This is a genomic window from Cellulomonas alba (assembly GCF_030362835.1).
Lineage (GTDB): Bacteria > Actinomycetota > Actinomycetes > Actinomycetales > Cellulomonadaceae > Cellulomonas > Cellulomonas alba.
In genome coordinates, this window is record NZ_JAUCGQ010000001.1 from 1,005,698 (window position 1) to 1,022,860 (window position 17,163).

Annotated in this window: 14 protein-coding genes and 1 tRNA gene; 7 read left to right on the forward strand and 8 right to left on the reverse strand. The window is 74.8% G+C overall.

What is annotated here, in order from left to right:
• Positions 1-129 precede the first annotated feature (129 nt).
• Positions 130-1,044: a ketopantoate reductase family protein gene (locus tag QRT04_RS04465; protein ID WP_289453805.1), complete on the forward strand. Its 915-nt coding sequence runs from the start codon at positions 130-132 to the stop codon at positions 1,042-1,044.
• Between the two features lie 109 nt (positions 1,045-1,153).
• On the opposite strand, the gene QRT04_RS04470 is transcribed toward QRT04_RS04465, so the two are convergent.
• Both QRT04_RS04470 and QRT04_RS04475 read right to left on the reverse strand, forming a co-directional pair.
• Positions 1,154-1,227, reverse strand: a tRNA-Met gene (locus QRT04_RS04470).
• A gap of 103 nt (positions 1,228-1,330) precedes the next feature.
• On the reverse strand, positions 1,331-4,357 hold the full coding sequence (locus QRT04_RS04475) for a UPF0182 family membrane protein (protein ID WP_289453807.1): 3,027 nt from the start codon (positions 4,355-4,357) through the stop codon (positions 1,331-1,333).
• A 193-nt stretch (positions 4,358-4,550) separates the two neighbouring features.
• Here QRT04_RS04475 and QRT04_RS04480 point away from each other — a divergent pair, with 193 nt between their 5' ends.
• Positions 4,551-5,120, forward strand: a complete 570-nt coding sequence (locus tag QRT04_RS04480) for a PPA1309 family protein (RefSeq protein ID WP_289453810.1) — start codon at positions 4,551-4,553, stop codon at positions 5,118-5,120.
• 67 nt (positions 5,121-5,187) lie between these two features.
• On the opposite strand, the gene QRT04_RS04485 is transcribed toward QRT04_RS04480, so the two are convergent.
• Complete coding sequence (locus tag QRT04_RS04485; RefSeq protein WP_289453812.1) at positions 5,188-6,312, reverse strand: YlbL family protein; 1,125 nt, start codon at positions 6,310-6,312, stop codon at positions 5,188-5,190.
• A 211-nt stretch (positions 6,313-6,523) separates the two neighbouring features.
• Positions 6,524-7,660, reverse strand: coding sequence for an NAD-dependent epimerase/dehydratase family protein (locus tag QRT04_RS04490; protein ID WP_289453813.1), 1,137 nt, complete (start codon positions 7,658-7,660; stop codon positions 6,524-6,526).
• Between the two features lie 290 nt (positions 7,661-7,950).
• Between QRT04_RS04490 and QRT04_RS04495 the strand changes: the two genes are divergently transcribed.
• On the forward strand, positions 7,951-9,300 hold the full coding sequence (locus QRT04_RS04495; RefSeq protein ID WP_289455706.1) for a zinc-dependent metalloprotease: 1,350 nt from the start codon (positions 7,951-7,953) through the stop codon (positions 9,298-9,300).
• 108 nt (positions 9,301-9,408) lie between these two features.
• On the opposite strand, the gene QRT04_RS04500 is transcribed toward QRT04_RS04495, so the two are convergent.
• Positions 9,409-10,050, reverse strand: a complete 642-nt coding sequence (locus tag QRT04_RS04500; RefSeq protein WP_289453814.1) for a YgjP-like metallopeptidase domain-containing protein — start codon at positions 10,048-10,050, stop codon at positions 9,409-9,411.
• 202 nt (positions 10,051-10,252) lie between these two features.
• On the opposite strand from QRT04_RS04500, the gene QRT04_RS04505 reads away from it, so the two are divergent.
• Together QRT04_RS04505 and QRT04_RS04510 are read left to right on the forward strand one after the other, a co-directional pair.
• Positions 10,253-10,411: a DUF5679 domain-containing protein gene (locus tag QRT04_RS04505; RefSeq protein ID WP_289453816.1), complete on the forward strand. Its 159-nt coding sequence runs from the start codon at positions 10,253-10,255 to the stop codon at positions 10,409-10,411.
• 195 nt (positions 10,412-10,606) lie between these two features.
• The gene (locus tag QRT04_RS04510) at positions 10,607-11,599 is read left to right on the forward strand and encodes a thiamine biosynthesis protein ThiF (RefSeq protein ID WP_289453818.1); all 993 of its coding nucleotides are present in this window, start codon (positions 10,607-10,609) and stop codon (positions 11,597-11,599) included.
• Between the two features lie 81 nt (positions 11,600-11,680).
• Here the strand turns inward: QRT04_RS04510 and QRT04_RS04515 are convergent, their stop codons facing one another.
• Together QRT04_RS04515 and QRT04_RS04520 are read right to left on the reverse strand one after the other, a co-directional pair.
• On the reverse strand, positions 11,681-12,025 hold the full coding sequence (locus QRT04_RS04515) for a WhiB family transcriptional regulator (protein ID WP_289453820.1): 345 nt from the start codon (positions 12,023-12,025) through the stop codon (positions 11,681-11,683).
• A gap of 523 nt (positions 12,026-12,548) precedes the next feature.
• Positions 12,549-14,549, reverse strand: coding sequence for an ATP-dependent helicase (locus QRT04_RS04520; protein WP_289453821.1), 2,001 nt, complete (start codon positions 14,547-14,549; stop codon positions 12,549-12,551).
• 163 nt (positions 14,550-14,712) lie between these two features.
• On the opposite strand from QRT04_RS04520, the gene QRT04_RS04525 reads away from it, so the two are divergent.
• Positions 14,713-14,970, forward strand: a complete 258-nt coding sequence (locus QRT04_RS04525) for a mycoredoxin (RefSeq protein WP_289453822.1) — start codon at positions 14,713-14,715, stop codon at positions 14,968-14,970.
• A gap of 17 nt (positions 14,971-14,987) precedes the next feature.
• Here QRT04_RS04525 and nudC read toward each other — a convergent pair whose 3' ends face one another.
• Positions 14,988-16,013, reverse strand: coding sequence for an NAD(+) diphosphatase (gene nudC / locus QRT04_RS04530; RefSeq protein ID WP_289453824.1), 1,026 nt, complete (start codon positions 16,011-16,013; stop codon positions 14,988-14,990).
• A 143-nt stretch (positions 16,014-16,156) separates the two neighbouring features.
• Between nudC and QRT04_RS04535 the strand changes: the two genes are divergently transcribed.
• Positions 16,157-17,104: a phosphotransferase gene (locus QRT04_RS04535; RefSeq protein ID WP_289453826.1), complete on the forward strand. Its 948-nt coding sequence runs from the start codon at positions 16,157-16,159 to the stop codon at positions 17,102-17,104.
• Positions 17,105-17,163 lie beyond the last annotated feature (59 nt).

Genomic DNA, 17,163 nt, shown 5'->3' on the forward strand with positions numbered 1-17,163 from the left:
CGTACCGATCGCGCGCCGGGACAGCAGCCGGCGCTCGCTGGGCCGACAGCGCCCGATGACGCCAGTGACCCTGCACCCTGCACGCGGTGTTGACTGACGGGACCAGATGAAGGGTTCGGAGGTGCACTCGTGCGGATCCTGGTGCTGGGCGCCGGCGTGATCGGCAGCGTGTACGCGGGAAAGCTGCTGCGGGTCGGGCACGACGTGGTCCTCCTGGCCCGTGGTTCCCGTCTCGTCGACCTGCAGACCCATGGGCTGGTCCTGGAGGATGCGGAGTCCGGGGACCGCTCCGTCGCGCTCGTGCCTTCGGTCGCCGACGTCGCCGCCGGTGATCCCTTCGACCTGGTGCTGGTACCCGTGCGGGCTGAGCAGCTGCGGAGCGCACTGCCCGTCCTGACAGGCATGACGGACGGCTCCGACGTGCTGTTCTTCGGCAACACTGCCCACCGGCAAGCCGAGCTGACGGCCGCGCTGGGTGGCCGTGCACTGTTCGGGTTCCCGGCGGCCGGAGGCAGCCGGGACGGCCCGGTCGTGAGGTTCGTGCTGATCCGTCAGCAGAAGACGATGCTCGGCGAGCCGGACGGCAGCGCCAGTCCGCGGGTCAGGCGCCTGCAGGGTGTTCTCGAGGGCGCCGGCTTTCCCACGCTCATCAGCTCCGACATCGGAGGCTGGCTCGTGGGGCACACGGCATTCGTCGTGCCGATCGCGTTCGCGCTCTACCGCGTCGGAGGCGTCCCGGCAGCACTCGCCGCCGATGCGTCCACGATGCGCCTCATGGTGAGCGCCACCCGCGAGGCGTTCGCGGCGCTCCGGGCCGACGGCAACGCCGAGATCCCGATGAACCTGCGCATGCTGTACCGCCTCCCGACGAGGCTGGTCGTCGGCTACTGGCGGCGGGCTTTCGCAGGCCCCCGGGGAGAACTGTGGTTCGGCGCCCACAGCCGAGCCGCTCCCGAGGAGCTGCACCAGCTGGCCGACGAGCTGCGAGCGGCCGTGCGACGAACCGGGCGCCTCACGCCCGACCTCGAGCGTCTGCTCGGATGATCGGACGCGGCCGATCGGCTCCCGGCGGTACACGGACGAGAGGCAGCGCCCGAGGGTTGCGCCGACGACGAAGGCCCGGACCATCAGGTCCGGGCCTTCGTTCACTGTGTAGCGGGGGCAGGATTTGAACCTGCGACCTCTGGGTTATGAGCCCAGCGAGCTACCGAGCTGCTCCACCCCGCGTCGGCTCGATTACCTTACGTCACCCGCGGGACACCGCCAAATCGCGTGCAGGACACGGGATCGGACGGCGCCCGCGGCGGCACGGGGAGCGAGCCCGGGAGCGTCAGCCCCCGTTCGTCGGCGTCGGGGTCGGCGTCGGACTGGCCGTCGAGCCCGAACCGGACGTGCCCGACGTGGTCTCGCCGAGCCGCGCCTGCGCGTCGACGGCCTCCTGGACGGCGTTCTGCAGCGCCTTCTGCGCGTTCCCGTAGGCCGTGAAGTCGCCCGAGGCCAGGGCCGCCTGGCTGTCCTGGATCGCCTTCTGCGCCTGCTGCAGCGCGCGGTCGAGGTCGGAGCGCGCCTGCGCCTGGTCGGGCGACGGCGTGGCGCCGCCGCCGGTGCCGCCCGTGCCCGTGCCGCCCGTCCCGCCGGTGCTGTCGGCCGGTGGCTTCCCGGCGTCGCCGGCGTTCGCCCCGGAGTCCCCGCCGAACACCTGGTCCAGCGCGCCGTCGAGCGTGTCGGAGAAGCCGATGTCGTCGCCGAACGAGACGAGCACGCGCTGCAGCAGGGGAAACACCGTGCCGGTGCGCGCCTGCAGGTAGACGGGCTGCACGAACAGGAACCCGTTCCCGACCGGCAGCGCGAGCAGGTTGCCGCGCACCACCGTCGAGTCGCCGCGGCCCAGGATGTTGAGCTCGTTCGACACCGTCGGGTCGGTGGTGAAGTTGTTGTTCACCTGGCCGGGGCCGGGCACGTTGGAGTCGCGCGGCAGCGCCAGGATGCGGAGCTTGCCGTAGTCGGACGAGGGCTTCCCGGACGTCCCGCCGGCGTCGGCGTCGACCGCGAGGTAGCCCTGCAGCGTCTCGCGCGCATTGGTGCCGAACGGGATGTACGTCGTCGTCAGCGAGAACGCCGCCTTCTCCTGGTCCGGCATCTTGAGCGTCAGGTAGTACGGCGGCTGCGCGACCTTCTGCGTCACGGTCGGGTCGTTCGGCGTCTGCCAGAAGTCGCCACCGGTGAAGAACTGCTTCGGGTCGGTCACGTGGTACTTGCCGAGCAGCGCGCGCTGCACCTTGAACAGGTCCTCGGGGTAGCGCAGGTGGCTCATCAGCGTGCCGTCGATCGACGAGAGCGGCTCGAGCGTCGAGGGGAAGATCTTCGACCAGGCCTTGAGCACCGGGTCGCTCGGGTCCCACGCGTAGAGCGTGACCGAGCCGTCGTACGCGTCGACCGTCGCCTTCACCGAGTTGCGGATGTAGTTGACGTTCTTCGGCGACAGCGCCTGCACGGCCTGCGACGTCTCGGTCAGCGAGTCGATCGTCGCGTCGTCGAGCGAGCGCGACGCCGAGTACGGGTACTGGTTGCTGGTCGTGTAGCCGTCGACGATCCACTTCACGCGCCCGTCGACCACGGCGGGGTACACGCGCCCGTCGAGCGTCAGGTACGGCGCCACCTTCTGCACGCGATCGCGCGGGTCACGGTCGTAGAGGATCTGCGAGTCGCTCGTCACGCGGTCGGAGAACAGGATCTGCTCCGAGCCGAACTTGATCGTGTAGAGCAGCTTGTTCCACGGGCTGCCGATGCTCGGGCCCGCCGAGACCGACTGCGTCGGGAACCGCGTGGTGGCCGAGCCCGCCGGCGAGTCGTCCGGGTAGTCGAGCTCCCAGCCCTTGCTGCTCTCGGGGCCGCCGACGATCGAGTACTCGGGCGCCTTCGGGCTGAAGTAGATGCGGGGCTGGTACTCGCCGAGCTGGCCGGCGGACGGGATGCCGCCCTCGAAGAAGTCCGGCGCGCCGCGGCCCTGCGTCGTGTTGCCGTAGGCGGCGACCACCCCGTACCCGTGCGTGTAGACCGTCGTGTCGTTGACCCAGTTCCGCTGCGCCTGGTCGAGGCCGCCCTGGTCGAGCTCGCGGACGGCGATCACCGTGTCGCGGCTCTGGCCGTCGATCGTGTAGCGGTCGACCGAGAGCGTGTCGGGGAAGTTGTAGAACGCCTTGACCTGCTGCAGCTGCTTGAAGGACGGGCTGACGATGTTCGGGTCGAGCAGGCGGATCGACGCGGTCGTCTCGGCGTCCTGGCGCAGCTGGCCGGCGGATGCCGTGGTCTGCGCGGTGTAGGCCCGCTCGTCGACGTCGTCGATGCCGTACGCGGTGCGGGTCGCCTGGATGTTCCGCTGGATGAACTCCGACTCGGCGTCCTGCGCGTTCGGCTGCACCTGGAAGCGCTGCACGATGGCCGGGTAGATGCCGCCGACCGCGATGGCGGCGATGATCATGAGCCCGACGCCGATGGCGGGGAGCCTCCAGTTGCCGCGCACCGCCGTGAGGATGAACGTCACCGCGACGAACACCGCGATGCCGGCGAGGATCGCCTTCGCGGGGATCACCGCGTGGACGTCGGTGTACGACGCACCCGTGATCTTGGCGCCGACCTTGGTGAGGATCGAGTACCGGTCGAGCCAGTAGTTCGCCGCGATGAGCAGCATCAGGACGGCGGCGATGACCGACAGGTGGACGCGCGCCGCCCGCGTGGTGCGCGAGCCCTCGCCGCGCCGGCCGCCGATCCGGAGGCCGCCGTACAGGTACTGCGTGACGACGCCCGCGATGCCCGCGAGCACGGTGACGGCGATCAGGAACGAGACGACGAACCGCAGCCCCGGCAGCACGAACAGGTAGAAGCCGAGGTCGACGCCGTACTGCGGGTCCTTCTGGCCGACCGTGCCGCCATGGATCCACAGCTGGACGGTCTGCCACTGCTGGGCCGCGGCCGCACCGGCGAACAGGCCGAGCACGGTCGGCGCGACGATCGTGACGAGCCGGCGCAGCGGCTCGACGGCCTCGCGGTACTGGTCGAGGTTCGCCTGCTCGGGCGTCGACGGCGCGTACACCGGCCGGGACCGATACCCGTACGAGAGGCTCCACGCCACCGCGCCGCCCATCACGGCGAAGCCTCCGACGAAGAGCGCGAGCCGCGTCAGCCACTCGGTCCGCAGGACGCGCCAGTAGCCGAGCTGCGAGAACCACAGGCCCTCGGTCCACAGCTGCGCGAGCACCAGGAGCAGCACCACGAGGGCGATGACGACGACGATCGCGGGGATCAGCGCGCTCCGGCGGCGCGGGGTGCGGGGGCGGGGCGGGCTCGCGGCTGTCACGACGTGGTGGTCCTCTGGTCGGGCCCGACGCACCCGCCGGACGGCAGGCAGCCGGCCGTCGAGCGCCCGGGCGGGGCGCGGTCGCAGCGGCGCAGATCCGCCACTCGCAGCGTGAACGCGCCGGTCGACGCCCAGGTTCCCACACGACCGTGCCACCTGCGGGACGACCTCCCCGCGATGCGACGATGGGGCCGTGACCGACGACTCCCCCGCCCCGCAGACGACCGCCGACCCCGCTCAGCGCGCGCTCGCCGACGCCGTGCGCGAGATCGAGCACCACGTGGCCGCCGCCGGCTGGGACGCGCCGGTGCGGGTGTTCGCGCTGGTGCGGACGCAGGCCGCGCTGGCCGCCGAGCCGGGCCTCGCCGCGCAGCTGACGCCCGAGGTCCTCGCGGCCGCGGCGGCCGAGCCGTGGCACCTGACGTCGATCGAGCAGGAGGAGCTCCCCGGGGCGCCCGACCTCGAGTCGCTCCTGGCGGGCCTGACCTGGCCGGAGTCGGTCGACGGCGCCGCGGTGACGGTCGAGCGGATCGTGCTGCCGCCCGCGGCCGAGCAGCACGTGCCGGACGACGAGGCGGCCGCGCTCGAGTACCTGCTGACGCACCCCGAGCGGCAGGACGTGCGGCTCGCCGTCGGCGTGCTGCGCGGGGGCGCCGCGTGGTGCGCCGTGCGGACCCGCGCGAACGACGCCGACGACGCGGTGGGGCACGGTCCGGACCTGGTGCCGGGGCTCGTCGCGGCGGTGCGCTCGACGCTCGCCTGACGCGGTGCGCTCGGCGCTCGCCTGACGCGGCGCGCGCGACGCTCACGTGACGGGCGCGACTGCCTCGTCAGGAGCAGGTCGGCAGCGTCTCGCCCTTGCCCTCACCGATCGCGGCGACGGCCTCGCGCGCCCCGTGCAGCGTCGACACCTTGGCCACGTGCAGGCCGCGCGGCACGTGGCCGACGACCTCGTTGCAGTTCGAGTCGGGCGCGAGGAACCACCGTGCCCCGTCGCGGACCGCCCCCGCCATCTTCTGCCGGATCCCGCCGATCGGGCCGACGTCTCCCGTGATGGAGATCGTGCCCGTCCCCGCGATGACCTGGCCCTTCGCCTCGTCCGCGGGCGTGAGCATGTCGATGATGCCCAGCGCGAACATCGTGCCGGCGCTCGGCCCGCCGATGTTGTCGATGCTGATCTTCACGTCGATCGGCGGGTGGAACGTGGGGTCGATGTAGATGCCGATCTGCGCCGAGCCGTCGGGGCGCTTGCCGGTGACGACCGGGACCTCGACCGACGAGCCGCCGCGCTTCACCGTCACCGTGATCGTCGCGCCCGGCTTCACGGCGGCCAGCACGTCGGCCAGATCCTGGTAGGTGGGGACGGCCTTGCCGTCGATCGCGGTGATGACGTCGCCCTTCTGGAGCTTGCCGTCCGCGCCGGACCCCTGCACCGTGCCCGCCACGGTGAGGGTGGCCGGCACCGCGTAGCCGAGCTCGGTGAGCGCCGCGACGGTCGCGTCCTCCTGCGACGTCGTCATCTGCTGCTGGTTCGTCTGGTCGATCTCGTCCTGCGACTTGCCCTCGGGGTACAGGTCCTCGCGAGGCAGCACGACGGACCACCGGGAGATCCAGCCGCGCAGCACGGTCAGGACCGTCGACGGGAACCCGGGGCCGCCCGTGCCGGACACCGTGACGAGGCGGAGCTGGCCCGTCGGGTCGTACGTCTGGGCGCCCTTGATCGTGATGAGCGGCGTCCCGTTGTCCGTCCCGAGCACGTCCTTGGTCGGTCCGGGGCTGTCGACCGCGTAGGGCGCGGGCGCGACCACGAGGACGCCCAGCAGCACGGCCGTGACCAGCGCGGAGACGGCAAGCACGACCGAGCGCCGGCTCGAGCGCATCGCCGGCTGCGCGGGCGGGAACCAGGCCGGGCCTCCGTCGGCGGGCGGCGCTGCGGGGTCGATCTCGTCCGGCACGCCATGATCATGCACCAGCCACCTGGACGCCGCGTTCCCGGACCGCGAGCGCCCGTCCGGCGTTCGCCGGGACCGCGACCTGCGGCGCGACCGGCTCGCGGTACGGCCCGCCTCCGGCGTCCGGTCGACCCCTGAGCGCCGTCGTGCGCGGCTCGCGGGCGGCGCCGCGCGCTACGGACCGCGGCGGCGGATCGCGGCGGGGCTGCGCGCGCTACCGGCCGCGGCGGTGGCGGGCCTGCCGCCAGATCGCCGCCGTGCCGATCAGCGCGACCGCGGCACCCGCGGCACCGAGCGCCGCCGCATCCCGCGCGCCGACCCGCCGGCCGGCGACCGCGAGCCGGCCCTGGACGCCCTCGAGCAGCACGTCGAGGCACTGCGCGCTGCTGTGCGCCGGCGCCCAGCCCGCCGCGATCAGCCCGTCGGACGCCACGGTCCACGGGTACACGACGAACGCGAGCTCGCCCGACGCCGACGGCAGCACGCCCACCCGGTGCAGCCGCTCGGCGGTCCCGAACGCCGTGGCGGGCGCGAGCTCGATGCGCCGCATGCCCGACGCGGCCTCCACCTGCGTGGGCGTCAGCACGTCCGGCGCGCCGACGGTGAAGGTGCCGGCCATCCGCCGCTCGACGACGAGGCGGGCCGCGGCCGCGAGGTCGTCCACGTGGACGAACTGCCACTCGCGCACCGCACCCCGCACCGTCAGCAGCCGCGGAGCCTCGAAGTGCCGCGTGACGAACGTGTCGACGCCGCGTCCGACGACCGCGGCGGGGCGCAGCACCGTGAGCAGCGGGCTGCGCCGCCGGGCCGCGCGCGCGAGCACCGACTCGACCGCGAGCAGGTCGCCCACCAGGCCGTCGCGGGCGGCGTCGTCGAGGCGCTGCAGGGGCTCGTCGTCATGGATCAGCGGACGGTCGGGCCGCGCACCGTGCACGACCGCAGACGTCACGGCCACGACGTGGCGCACCTTCGCGCTGCGCGCCGCCGCGAGGAGCCGCTGCGTGCGCGACACGAGGGCGGCCTGCCGCTCGTGCCAGCCGTGCCCGCGCACGGGCTCGCCGGGCAGCGCCACGAGGACGACGACATCAGCGCCCGCGAACGCGTCCTCGAGGGCGGTGGGTCGCACCGGGGTGGGCGCCGCGGGCACCGGATCGCCTCCTGCGGCGCGCGGCGCGGCGGCCGACCCGGCGGGGGTCGTCGACGGGACACCGGCAGCGGTCGTCGGCGCGACACCGGCGGCGCGTGCGCCGTGCGCGGTCGCGTCGGCGGCGGGCGCGTCGTCGAGCAGCGTCGAGCCGGGCCACGACCGCGCGACGGCAGCAGCGACGGGCCCGCGGCCGACGACGACCACACGGTCGTCGTGCGTGCCGCCCGCTGCCGCCGCGCCGTTCGTCCCGGCCTCCGACGTCCGCGCTCGCGATCGCGCGCTGCGCCCTGAGCGAACCGGCTCGTCCACCCGTCCCCGCCCCTCGCCTGCCTGGTTACCGTGGTCCGACCAGCCTCGGCCGGTCGGCGCGCGCCGTGCGCCACCGCGCCGATCGTGAGCCCGTCGGCAGCCCGTCGTGGGCCCATCGTCGCAGGAGGTCCCGCGTGAGCCAGCACGACCCGACCGGTCCGTCCGACGTCCCCCCGTGGGAGCAGATGCTGCGCGCGATCCTCGGCGAGGAAGGTGCCGCCGACGCCGTGCGCGAGCTCCGCGCCCAGGGCTTCGACCCGGCGCAGCTCGCCGGCGCGAGCGAGCTGCCCACCGATCCTGCCACGGTCCGGGCGATGTTCGCGCAGGTCAACAGCATGATGGCGGCGGGTGGCGACGCCTCGGTGAACTGGCCGATGGCTCACGACCTCGCCCGGCAGGTCGCCGCGCAGGGCGGCGACCCGGCGCTGACGCCGGCCCAGTCGCGCGAGGTCACCGACGCGCTGGGCGTCGCCGAGCTCTGGCTCGACGCCGCCACCGACCTGCCCCCGTCCGCCGGCACGCCCCGGGCCTGGAGCCGCGCGGAGTGGGTGGAGGCGACTCTCCCGACGTGGCGCACGCTCACCGAGCCCGTCGCCACGTCGCTCTCGGCCGCCCTGAGCGACGCGCTCGCCGGCGCGCTCCCCGAGGACCTCGGCGCGGACGTGTCGCTGCCGGGTGGGCTCGACCCGTCACAGCTGATGCGCCGCCTCGGCTCCGCGGTGTTCGGCATGCAGGTCGGCCAGGCGGCCGGCACGCTCGCGCGCGACGTCTTCGGCACCACGGACATCGGGCTCCCCCTGCTCGACCGGCCCGCACCCGCGCTCGTGGCGAGCAACGTCGCGGACTTCGCCGAGGACCTCGACGCTCCCGCCGAGGAGGTCCGCCTGTTCCTCGCGCTGCGCGAGGCCGCCGCGAGCCGCCTGTTCACGCACGTCCCGTGGCTCCGCGCACACCTGTTCGGCGCCGTGGCCGCGTACGCGCGCGGCATCACGATCGACGCCGACCAGCTCGAGGAGGCCGTCCGCTCGATCGACCCGACGGATGCGTCCGCGCTCCAGCAGGCGCTCTCCGGCGGCGTGTTCGCGCCGCAGACGACTCCCGAGCAGGAGGCCGCGCTCGGCCGGCTCGAGACCGCGCTCGCGCTCGTCGAGGGCTGGGTCGACGAGGTGAGCACCAGCGCCGCGCTGCCCCACCTGCCCCACACCGTCGCGCTCCGCGAGATGATCCGCCGCCGCCGAGCCGCGGGCGGCCCCGCCGAGCAGACGTTCGCCAACCTCGTCGGCCTCGAGCTCCGGCCGCGCCGCCTGCGCGACGCCGCGACGTTGTGGGCGCAGATCGCGCGCGACGGTGGGCAGAGCGCACGCGACGCCGTGTGGGATCACCCCGACCTGATGCCGACCGCCGAGGACCTCGACGACCCCGCGGGCTACACCGCGCGCCGCACGGCCGCCGCCGACGAGTCCGCGGCCGTCGACCGCGCGATCGCGGAGCTGCTGGGCGACGGGTCCGACGGGGGCGCCGCGTCGGGCGAGTGACGCGAAGGTCGGCGTCGTGCCGCCGGTCATGCGCCGGCACGGCCGGTCCGCGCGGTGCCGGACGCCCGGCGCCATCTCCCCGTGGCCGAGCCGGGCGATCGCCGGCCGTCACACGCCGCGCGCCGCTCCCGTCTCGTCGTCGGCCTCGAGCGTGACGGGGTTGTCGCGCGGGTCGTCCTCGAGCACGTCGGCCTCCTCGTCCGCCTCCTCGGCCTCGTCGCCCGTCGGCTCACCCGCGCCGTCCGCGCGGTACGAGTAGCCCTCGAGGAACCCGCGGGCCCGCTGCGTGCGTGGGTACGCGTCGAGCTCGGCCCAGAAGGCCGGTCCGTGGCCGTTGTGCAGCAGGTGCGCCAGCTCGTGCAGCAGCACGTAGTCGAGCACCCAGCGCGGCATGCCGCGCACGCGGTCGGAGATGCGGATGGTCCCGTCCGACGGCGTGCAGGAACCCCAGCGTCGCCCCTGGTTCGACGACCAGGCGACGCTCGTCGGCGTCGCACGACCGCCCAGGTACCGCGTCGACAGGTCGGCGGCACGCGCCGCGAGCTCGTCGTCCGACGGCCGGCGCCGGCGCTCCTGGGCGGCGAGCCGGGCCAGCATGCGCCGCACCCACTCGCGCTCCTGCGTGCGCGTGAACCGCGCGGGGATCGCCACGATCGTCCGGTCGCCCTCGCGCCACGCCGAGACGGTCCGCACACGCTTGCGCGAGCGGCGGACCTCGACGTTCGCCAGGTCGGACGTGTGGTGCGTCACAGGGTGCACGCTAGCGTGCCGCCCTCGACCGGAGCCCGCGCGGCCCACGGACGCCCGACACGCCGTGCGTCCTGCGCTGACCTGGGCCGACCCGGCGGTACCGCCCACTACTGTTGTCGTCGCTCGGTCGCTGGTGGAGACGCGGTCCGAGCCGCCGGCCGGCGACCCGGACCGGTGCCCCTGACACCGATGGAGGTCCCCCGTGGCCGAGACGTACGCAGGCGAGTTCTACTGCGTGAAGTGCAAGGAGAAGCGCGAGGCGGAGGGCGAGGTCGTCGTCTCCGAGTCGGGCCGCAAGATGGCCAAGGCCGTGTGCCCGGTCTGCGGCACCAAGCTGAACCGGATCCTCGGCAAGGCGTGAGCCACCGCTGAACCTCCGCGGAGGGGCGTCGTCCACGGGACGGCGCCCCTCCGCCGTTCTCCGGCCGGGGCGTCGGCTCCTGTGGACGGATCGCGACCGCCGTCCGCTGGGTCGTGCCACAGTGCGTGGCCGACGAGCGGAGGACGCGTGCGACTGCGCCCGGGGCTACGCGTTCTCCGTCGCGGACCGCACTCCGTGCAGATCGGTACCGACCCGCGCTGGGCCGTCCTGGTCGACGACCTGACCGCAGCCGAGGCGGACGCGCTCGCGACCCTCGGCGCGGGCGGCGACCTGACGGCCGTCGGGGCGCGCCAGGGCGTGGACGAGCGCCGCGCGGCGCGCATCGTCGCCGACCTCGACCGCGCCGGGCTCGGCGGCGGAGCGCGCGACCGGCGGTCCGGCCAGCTGGGCGCCGAACCGCAGATCGCCGAGCTCGTGGGCCTCGGCGACGTCGTGTCCGCGCGCGCCGCCGGCTGCGTCGGCGTCATGGGCCTCGGGCCCGTGGGGCTCGCCATCGCCGCGACACTCGCGGCGGCCGGGGTCGGCACGCTGCTGCTCGACGACGCGCGCCCTGTGCGGTCGGGCGACATCGCCCCGGGCGGCTACGGCTGGGGCGACGTCGGTGCCCCGCGTGACGTCGTCGGCGCACGTCGGCTGCGCGACGTGGCGCCCGAGGTGGCACTGACCGGCGGGGCGCCCGACGTCCTCGTCGTCGTCGACACGGACGTGGCCGATCCCGAGCAGGGGCCGCGGCTGGTCGCGGCGGGAGTGGTGCACCTGTCGGTCGTCGAGCGAGAGGGCGACGTGCTGGTGGGGCCGCTCGTCGTGCCCGGCGACGGCGCCTGCCTGCGGTGCCTCGACCTGCACCGCGCCGACGCGGACCCTCAGTGGTCCGACGTCGCTCCCCAGCTGGGCACCCAGGTGGGCGCGGCCGCCGGCGTCGCGCCCCCGACCGGGTTCGCCGCCGGAAGCGTGCTCGCGGTCGCCGCGGTGAGCGCGGGGCTCGCCGCAGCGGCGGTGCTCGCGCACCTCGACGGTGGTCGCTCCCCCCTGCGGGGCGTCACCTACGAGGTCGTCGCGCCGTACGCGCTGCCGCTGCGGCGGGAGTGGGCGGCGCACCCGTCGTGGGGGTGCGCCGCGCCGCCCACGTGGTCCGGCGTGCCGGTGGCCGAGGCACCGACGGTCTGACGTCCCGGGACCGGGCCGGCGCCGGCCCCGGGCGCCGCCGGACCGGCGCACTCGTGCAGCCGGTCCGGCGGTGAGCCGCCGTCAGGCGGCCGGGTTCTTGCGCGGCCGACCACGGCCGCGCTTCATCGGGACGACGACCCCGCCGATGAAGACCTCTCCGCCCCAGACGCCCCAGGGCTCGGCGCGTTCGATGGCGCCGGCCAGGCAGCCGTCGCGAAGCGGGCAGTCGCGGCAGAGAGCCTTGGCCAGCTCCACCTCGGCGGTTCGCTCGGCGAACCACAGCTCCGGGTCGTGGGAACGGCACGGGACGAGGGTCTGGACCAGGTCGTCGAAGACCGTGGCGTCGTCGGTGGTCTCGGGGCTGCCGGCCGGCCAGGGACCCGATCCACCCTGGTTGATGGTGTCGAGCAGCGTCGTGAGCCGCACGATGTCCTCCTGCTTCTTGCTGGTGAGCGTCTTGCGTCGGGTGCCGGATCGGCGACCGCTGGCTCACCCGCCCGAGCGGGAAAGACGAAGGCCGCGGATCCGAGAACGGACTCCGCGGCCTTGATGACCTGTCGGCCTGGTTCAGGCCGGTGGAGTCCCGAGTCGGAGTCGGGGGTCGGACGTGCGCTTGCTCGCGTTCACGACTGCTGCCGTGTCGACGGCCCCAAAGCGCGAGACGTGCTCGGACGCGGGCATACGCCACCCCTGGAGAAGGGCAGCGCACGGAGCCGCGTTGCGATACGTCGCGGTGATCTGAATGTCCATCTCGGCTGCCACCTCCTTCTGGGGATCGTTCCTGGCCGTCACTGGCCGGAGCTCACGTTGGGGACGTGTGCCACCCTAGGCCCGGTCGATCGACCCGGACAACCGATTAACCACGAATTCTTGAAAGAACCGGGAAGTCGGTTTCACCTGGCCCTTCGGCCGCCTCGGCGGCGCCCCTCGGGGCCCGGTGCGGGCGACCTCAGCGCCGCCGCGCCTCGCCGCCGGCGACCGCCGCGAGCACACCGTCGCCGATGACGCGCAGCTTCTGCTGGCCGATGCCGCGCACCGTGGCGAGCTCCTGCAGCGTCCGTGGCCGCAGCCGTGCGACCTCGTCGATCTGCGCGCTCGTGAGCAACGACCGAGCCGGCACCCCGTCGGCGTGGGCCCGCTCGGCGCACCAGGCGGTGAGCCGCTCGACGACCCGCGCGTCCGTGGCCACGGACTCGGGGCGGGTCGCGGCATCACTCGCGGGGCCGCCCTGCGGCCAGACGTCGCGCAGGAACCGCGTCGCCGAGCGCGACGCCCGGCCACCGGGCCGACCGGCGCGGGCGAACGACACCTGCAGGTGCTCGCGTGCGCGCGTGACGCCGACGTAGAGCAGGCGGCGTTCCTCGGCGACGGCCGCCGGTGTCTCCGCCTGCAGCGTGGGGATCAGCCCCTCGCGCGCGCCGACCAGGAACACCGCGTCCCACTCGAGCCCCTTGGCGGCGTGGAGCGACGCGAGCGTGACGCCGTCGATCGTGGGCGCGTGCTGTGCCGACGAACGCTCGTCGAGCTCCGCGACGAGGTCCGCGACCGTGGCGCGCTCCCGGCCCTCGGGCGGCGCGGCCGCGAGCGCGTCGGCGAGGCCGACGAGTGCCTGCATCGCGTCCCACCGCTCGCGCACCGCGCCCCGCGCCGGCGGCGGCTCCTCGGCCCAGCCGACGTTGCGCAGGATGTCGCGCACCGCCTCGGGCATCGGGACGTCCGGATCGGCGGCGCGTGCGCCACCGCGGAGCAGCACCAGCGCGTCGCGGACGTCACGACGCGCGAAGAACCGCTCGTTGCCGCGCACCTGGTAGCCGACCCCGGCCTCGGCGAGCGCCGCCTCGAACGCCTCGGATTGCGCGTTCGTGCGGTAGAGGATCGCGATCTGCGCGGCGGGCACCCCGCTCGCGACGAGCCGCGCCGCGGCCCGCGCGACACCGGCTGCCTCGGCCTCGTCGTCCGGGTAGGCGACGTAGCCGACCTCGGGGCCGTCGGGTCGCTGCGCGCGCAGCTCGAGCGGGCGCGGCCCGCCCGCGCGCAGCGTCTGCGCGATCACGCGGTTCGCCAGTGCGACGACCTGCGGGGTGGACCTGTAGTCGCGCACGAGCTCGACCGTCGTCGCGCGCGGGTAGCGCTGGGTGAACGAGAGCAGGTGGTGCGGCGTGGCGCCGGCGAACGAGTAGATCGTCTGGCTCGGGTCGCCGACGACGCACAGCTCGTTGCGGCCGCCGAGCCACTGCTCGAGCAGGTGCTGCTGCAGGGGGCTGACGTCCTGGTATTCGTCGACCACGAAGTGCGTGTACTGCTCGCGCACGGTCTCCGCGACGTCGCGGCGCTCGGCGAGCATCGCGGCGAGCAGCAGCAGGACGTCCTCGAAGTCGATGACGGCCCGCTCGTCCTTGACCTGCTCGTACGCCGCCATCAGCCGCGCGACTGCCTGCGCGTCCGCGCCAGCGGGGGCCGGGCGACCCGTCGCGGCGAGCGCCTTCTCGTAGTCGTCCGGGACGACGAGGCCGACCTTGGCCCACTCGATCTCCGAGGCGAGGTCGCGCACGCTCTCGCGGTCGACGGACAGCCCCACGCGGCGCGCGGCCTCGGCGACGAGCTGCGCCTTGGCCTCGACCAGGCGCGGCGGCGCACCGCCCACCACCTTCGGCCAGAAGAACCCGAGCTGGCGCAGGGCCGCGGAGTGGAAGGTGCGCGCCTGGACACCCGGCGCGCCGAGCTCGCGGAGCCGCGTGCGCATCTCGCCCGCGGCGCGCGCCGTGAACGTCACCGCCAGCACGTTGGCCGGGCGGTAGACCCCCGTGCGGATGCCGTACGCGATGCGGTGCGTGATCGCGCGCGTCTTGCCGGTGCCCGCGCCGGCGAGCACCCGCACCGGACCGCGGAGCGCGAGCGCGACGGCGCGCTGCTCGGGGTCGAGCGCGTCGAGGAGGGCGTCGGCGGACATCGCGCACAGTGTCTCAGCCCGCACCGACAGCGCCGGCCCCCTCGGGCCGCCCCCTGTGGACGCGACGCCGACCGGGAATCGACCGGCGGGTCGGGACGTTGCGCGGTGCGCAGGCGCGAGACACGCGCGCCCGACCTATCGAACCGACGTCGCGAGGAACCCGATGACGACCACGCTGCCCGAGCCCGGCACGATCACGATGTACACGACCACGTGGTGCGGGTACTGCCGACGGCTCAAGACGCAGCTCGCCTCGGCCGGCATCGGCTACACCGAGATCGACGTCGAGGACCACGAGGACGCGGCGTCGCTCGTCGAGTCCATCAACGGCGGCAACCGCACGGTGCCGACCGTCGTCTTCCCGGACGGGTCGGCGGCCACGAACCCGTCGCTGGCCGAGGTCCAGGCCCGACTGAGCTGACGTCGGACGCGCCGCCGTCAGAACGCGGCCGCCCCCGCGGGCAGCGGGCCGCCGAACCAGTCCTCGACCAGCGCCCGCGCGATGGATGACCGTCCCGGCGGGATGACCTCGCCGTCGACCACGGCCCGCGCGAGCTCCTCGCGTGTGAACCAGCGCGCGTCGGTCAGCTCGACGCCGTCGACCCGCACGTCCCCCGTCGTGGCGCGGGCGTGGAACCCGACCATGAGGGACGCGGGGAACGGCCACGGCTGACTGCCCCGGTACTTGACCTCTCCGACGACGACGCCGGTCTCCTCGAGCACCTCGCGGCGCACCGCGTGCTCGAGCGACTCGCCGGCCTCGACGAACCCGGCGAGCGTCGACCATCGGCCCGCCGCCCACGCCGCGGCGTGCCCGAGCAGCAGCCGGTCGGCGTCGTCGATCACGGCCATGATCACCGCCGGGTCGGTCCGGGGGTAGTGCTCCGAGCCGTCGACCTCGCAGGTGCGGACCCAGCCGGCCTGCGTGATGCGGGTCGGGCCGCCGCAGCGGGGGCAGCGCGGGTGGCGCGAGTGCCATGCGTCGAGCGCGACGGCGGCGGTGGCGAGGCCCGCGTCGCGCGCACCCAGGTCGGCGCCGACCGTGCGCAGGGCGGCCCGGACCAAGCCCGACGGGAGCTCGCGGGGCGCTGGCGGCGCCTCGCGGCGGTGCACGAGGACGTCGCTCGGGGATCCCGTGGGCGGAGCGGGCCGCGTCGCGCGCACCCGGCGAGCCAGGTAGCGGCCGCCGTCGTCCGCGCCGAGCAGGAGCCACTGCTCCGCGTCGTGGGCGGTCCCGGGCTCGTCGGCCGGCGTGCCCTCGAGCGTGGCCGCGGCCTCGTCGGCGTCCGCCGGGGTCAGCAGCGCGAGCTCGCCGTCGGCGCTGAGGACGACGGACGAGTCGCCGACCAGGAGGACGCGCGTCGTGGGGTCGGCGCGCGCGTCGTCCACGGCCGAGGCGTCAGCGCGGAGATGAGCAGCGCGGTCGACGAGCGCGCGCGAGAGCGGGAGCTCGTCGGGGATCACGGCGCCCACGGTACCCAGCGCCGAGACGTGAGCCGGTCACGGCCGCTACACACGGCCGACGGTCGGACGCGCCGGACGAATCGGACGTGACACGCCGAGGGCGCGCGCCCGGGAGGCGGCTGTGCCGCACCTAGGCTGAGCGCGTGGTCCGATCGCCCCTCGCACTCGCCGCCCTCGCGACGGTCGCCGTCCCCGGACTGGACGCGTTCGACGTCCGCCGGCCGGCTCAACCCGGCACGGACTTCGACATCGCGGTGGTCATCGACGCGACCCGCAAGCGCTGGGTGGTGCGCGCGCCCGTCAGCGCTGCCGCCGGTGCGGCGCTCGAGGCCGAGGTGGTGCTGCTCGAGGCGCTCGACGAGCAGGTGCAGCGCGGCGCGCTGCCGTTCTCCGTGGCACGCCCCGCCGGGTTCGCGCACCTGCCCGAGGGCGGCCGCGCCGCGGTGCACGCCGAGATCCCCGGGACCGCGCTGGCCGTCGAGCACCTCCGTCCCGGGCCGGGACTCGCCGCCTCCGTCGGGCGCGCGATCGCCGCGATCCACGAGCTGCCGACGTCGATCGTCGAGAACGCCGGGCTGCCGGTGTACGAGCCCGAGACGTACCGCGCGCGGCGTCAGGCGGAGGTCGACGAGGCCGCCCGCACGGGCCGCGTCCCCGCGACGCTGCTGCGGCGCTGGGAGGAGCGGCTCGAGGACGTGGCCCTGTGGCGCTTCAGCCCGACCGTGGTGCACGGCGACGTGACGGGCGAGCGGCTGCTGGTGCACGACGACGAGGTGTCGGGCGTCCTGCACTGGGGTGACGCGTGCGTCGCCGATCCCGCCGACGACCTCGCGTGGCTGCTCGTCGCGGCGCCGCCCGAGGCGGCGGAGTCGCTCATGGAGGCGTACCAGCTGCGCCGGACCGAGCTCCTCGACCCGCACCTGGCCGACCGGGCGCTGCTGTCGGGCGAGCTCGCGCTCGTGCGGTGGCTGCTCTACGGGGTGCGGACGAAGAATGCGGACGTGGTCGAGGACGCGGTGTCGATGCTCGAGGACCTCGACGCGCACACGCGGGCGCTCGACGAGGCGGAGCCGGAGCCGTCGCTGGCCTGACGGCCTGCTCGCCTCGCGGCCTGCTCGCCTGACCGCGTGCTCGCCTGACTGCTTGCTCG

Bases quoted from the DNA above. Each gene is read 5' to 3' on its own strand.
- QRT04_RS04495 (WP_289455706.1), top strand. From the start codon at position 7,951: ATGCTGCGCGCGATCCTCGGCGAGGAAGGTGCCGCCGACGCCGTGCGC.
- QRT04_RS04525 (WP_289453822.1), top strand. From the start codon at position 14,713: ATGACGACCACGCTGCCCGAGCCCGGCACGATCACGATGTACACGACC.
- QRT04_RS04520 (WP_289453821.1), bottom strand. From the start codon at position 14,549: ATGTCCGCCGACGCCCTCCTCGACGCGCTCGACCCCGAGCAGCGCGCC.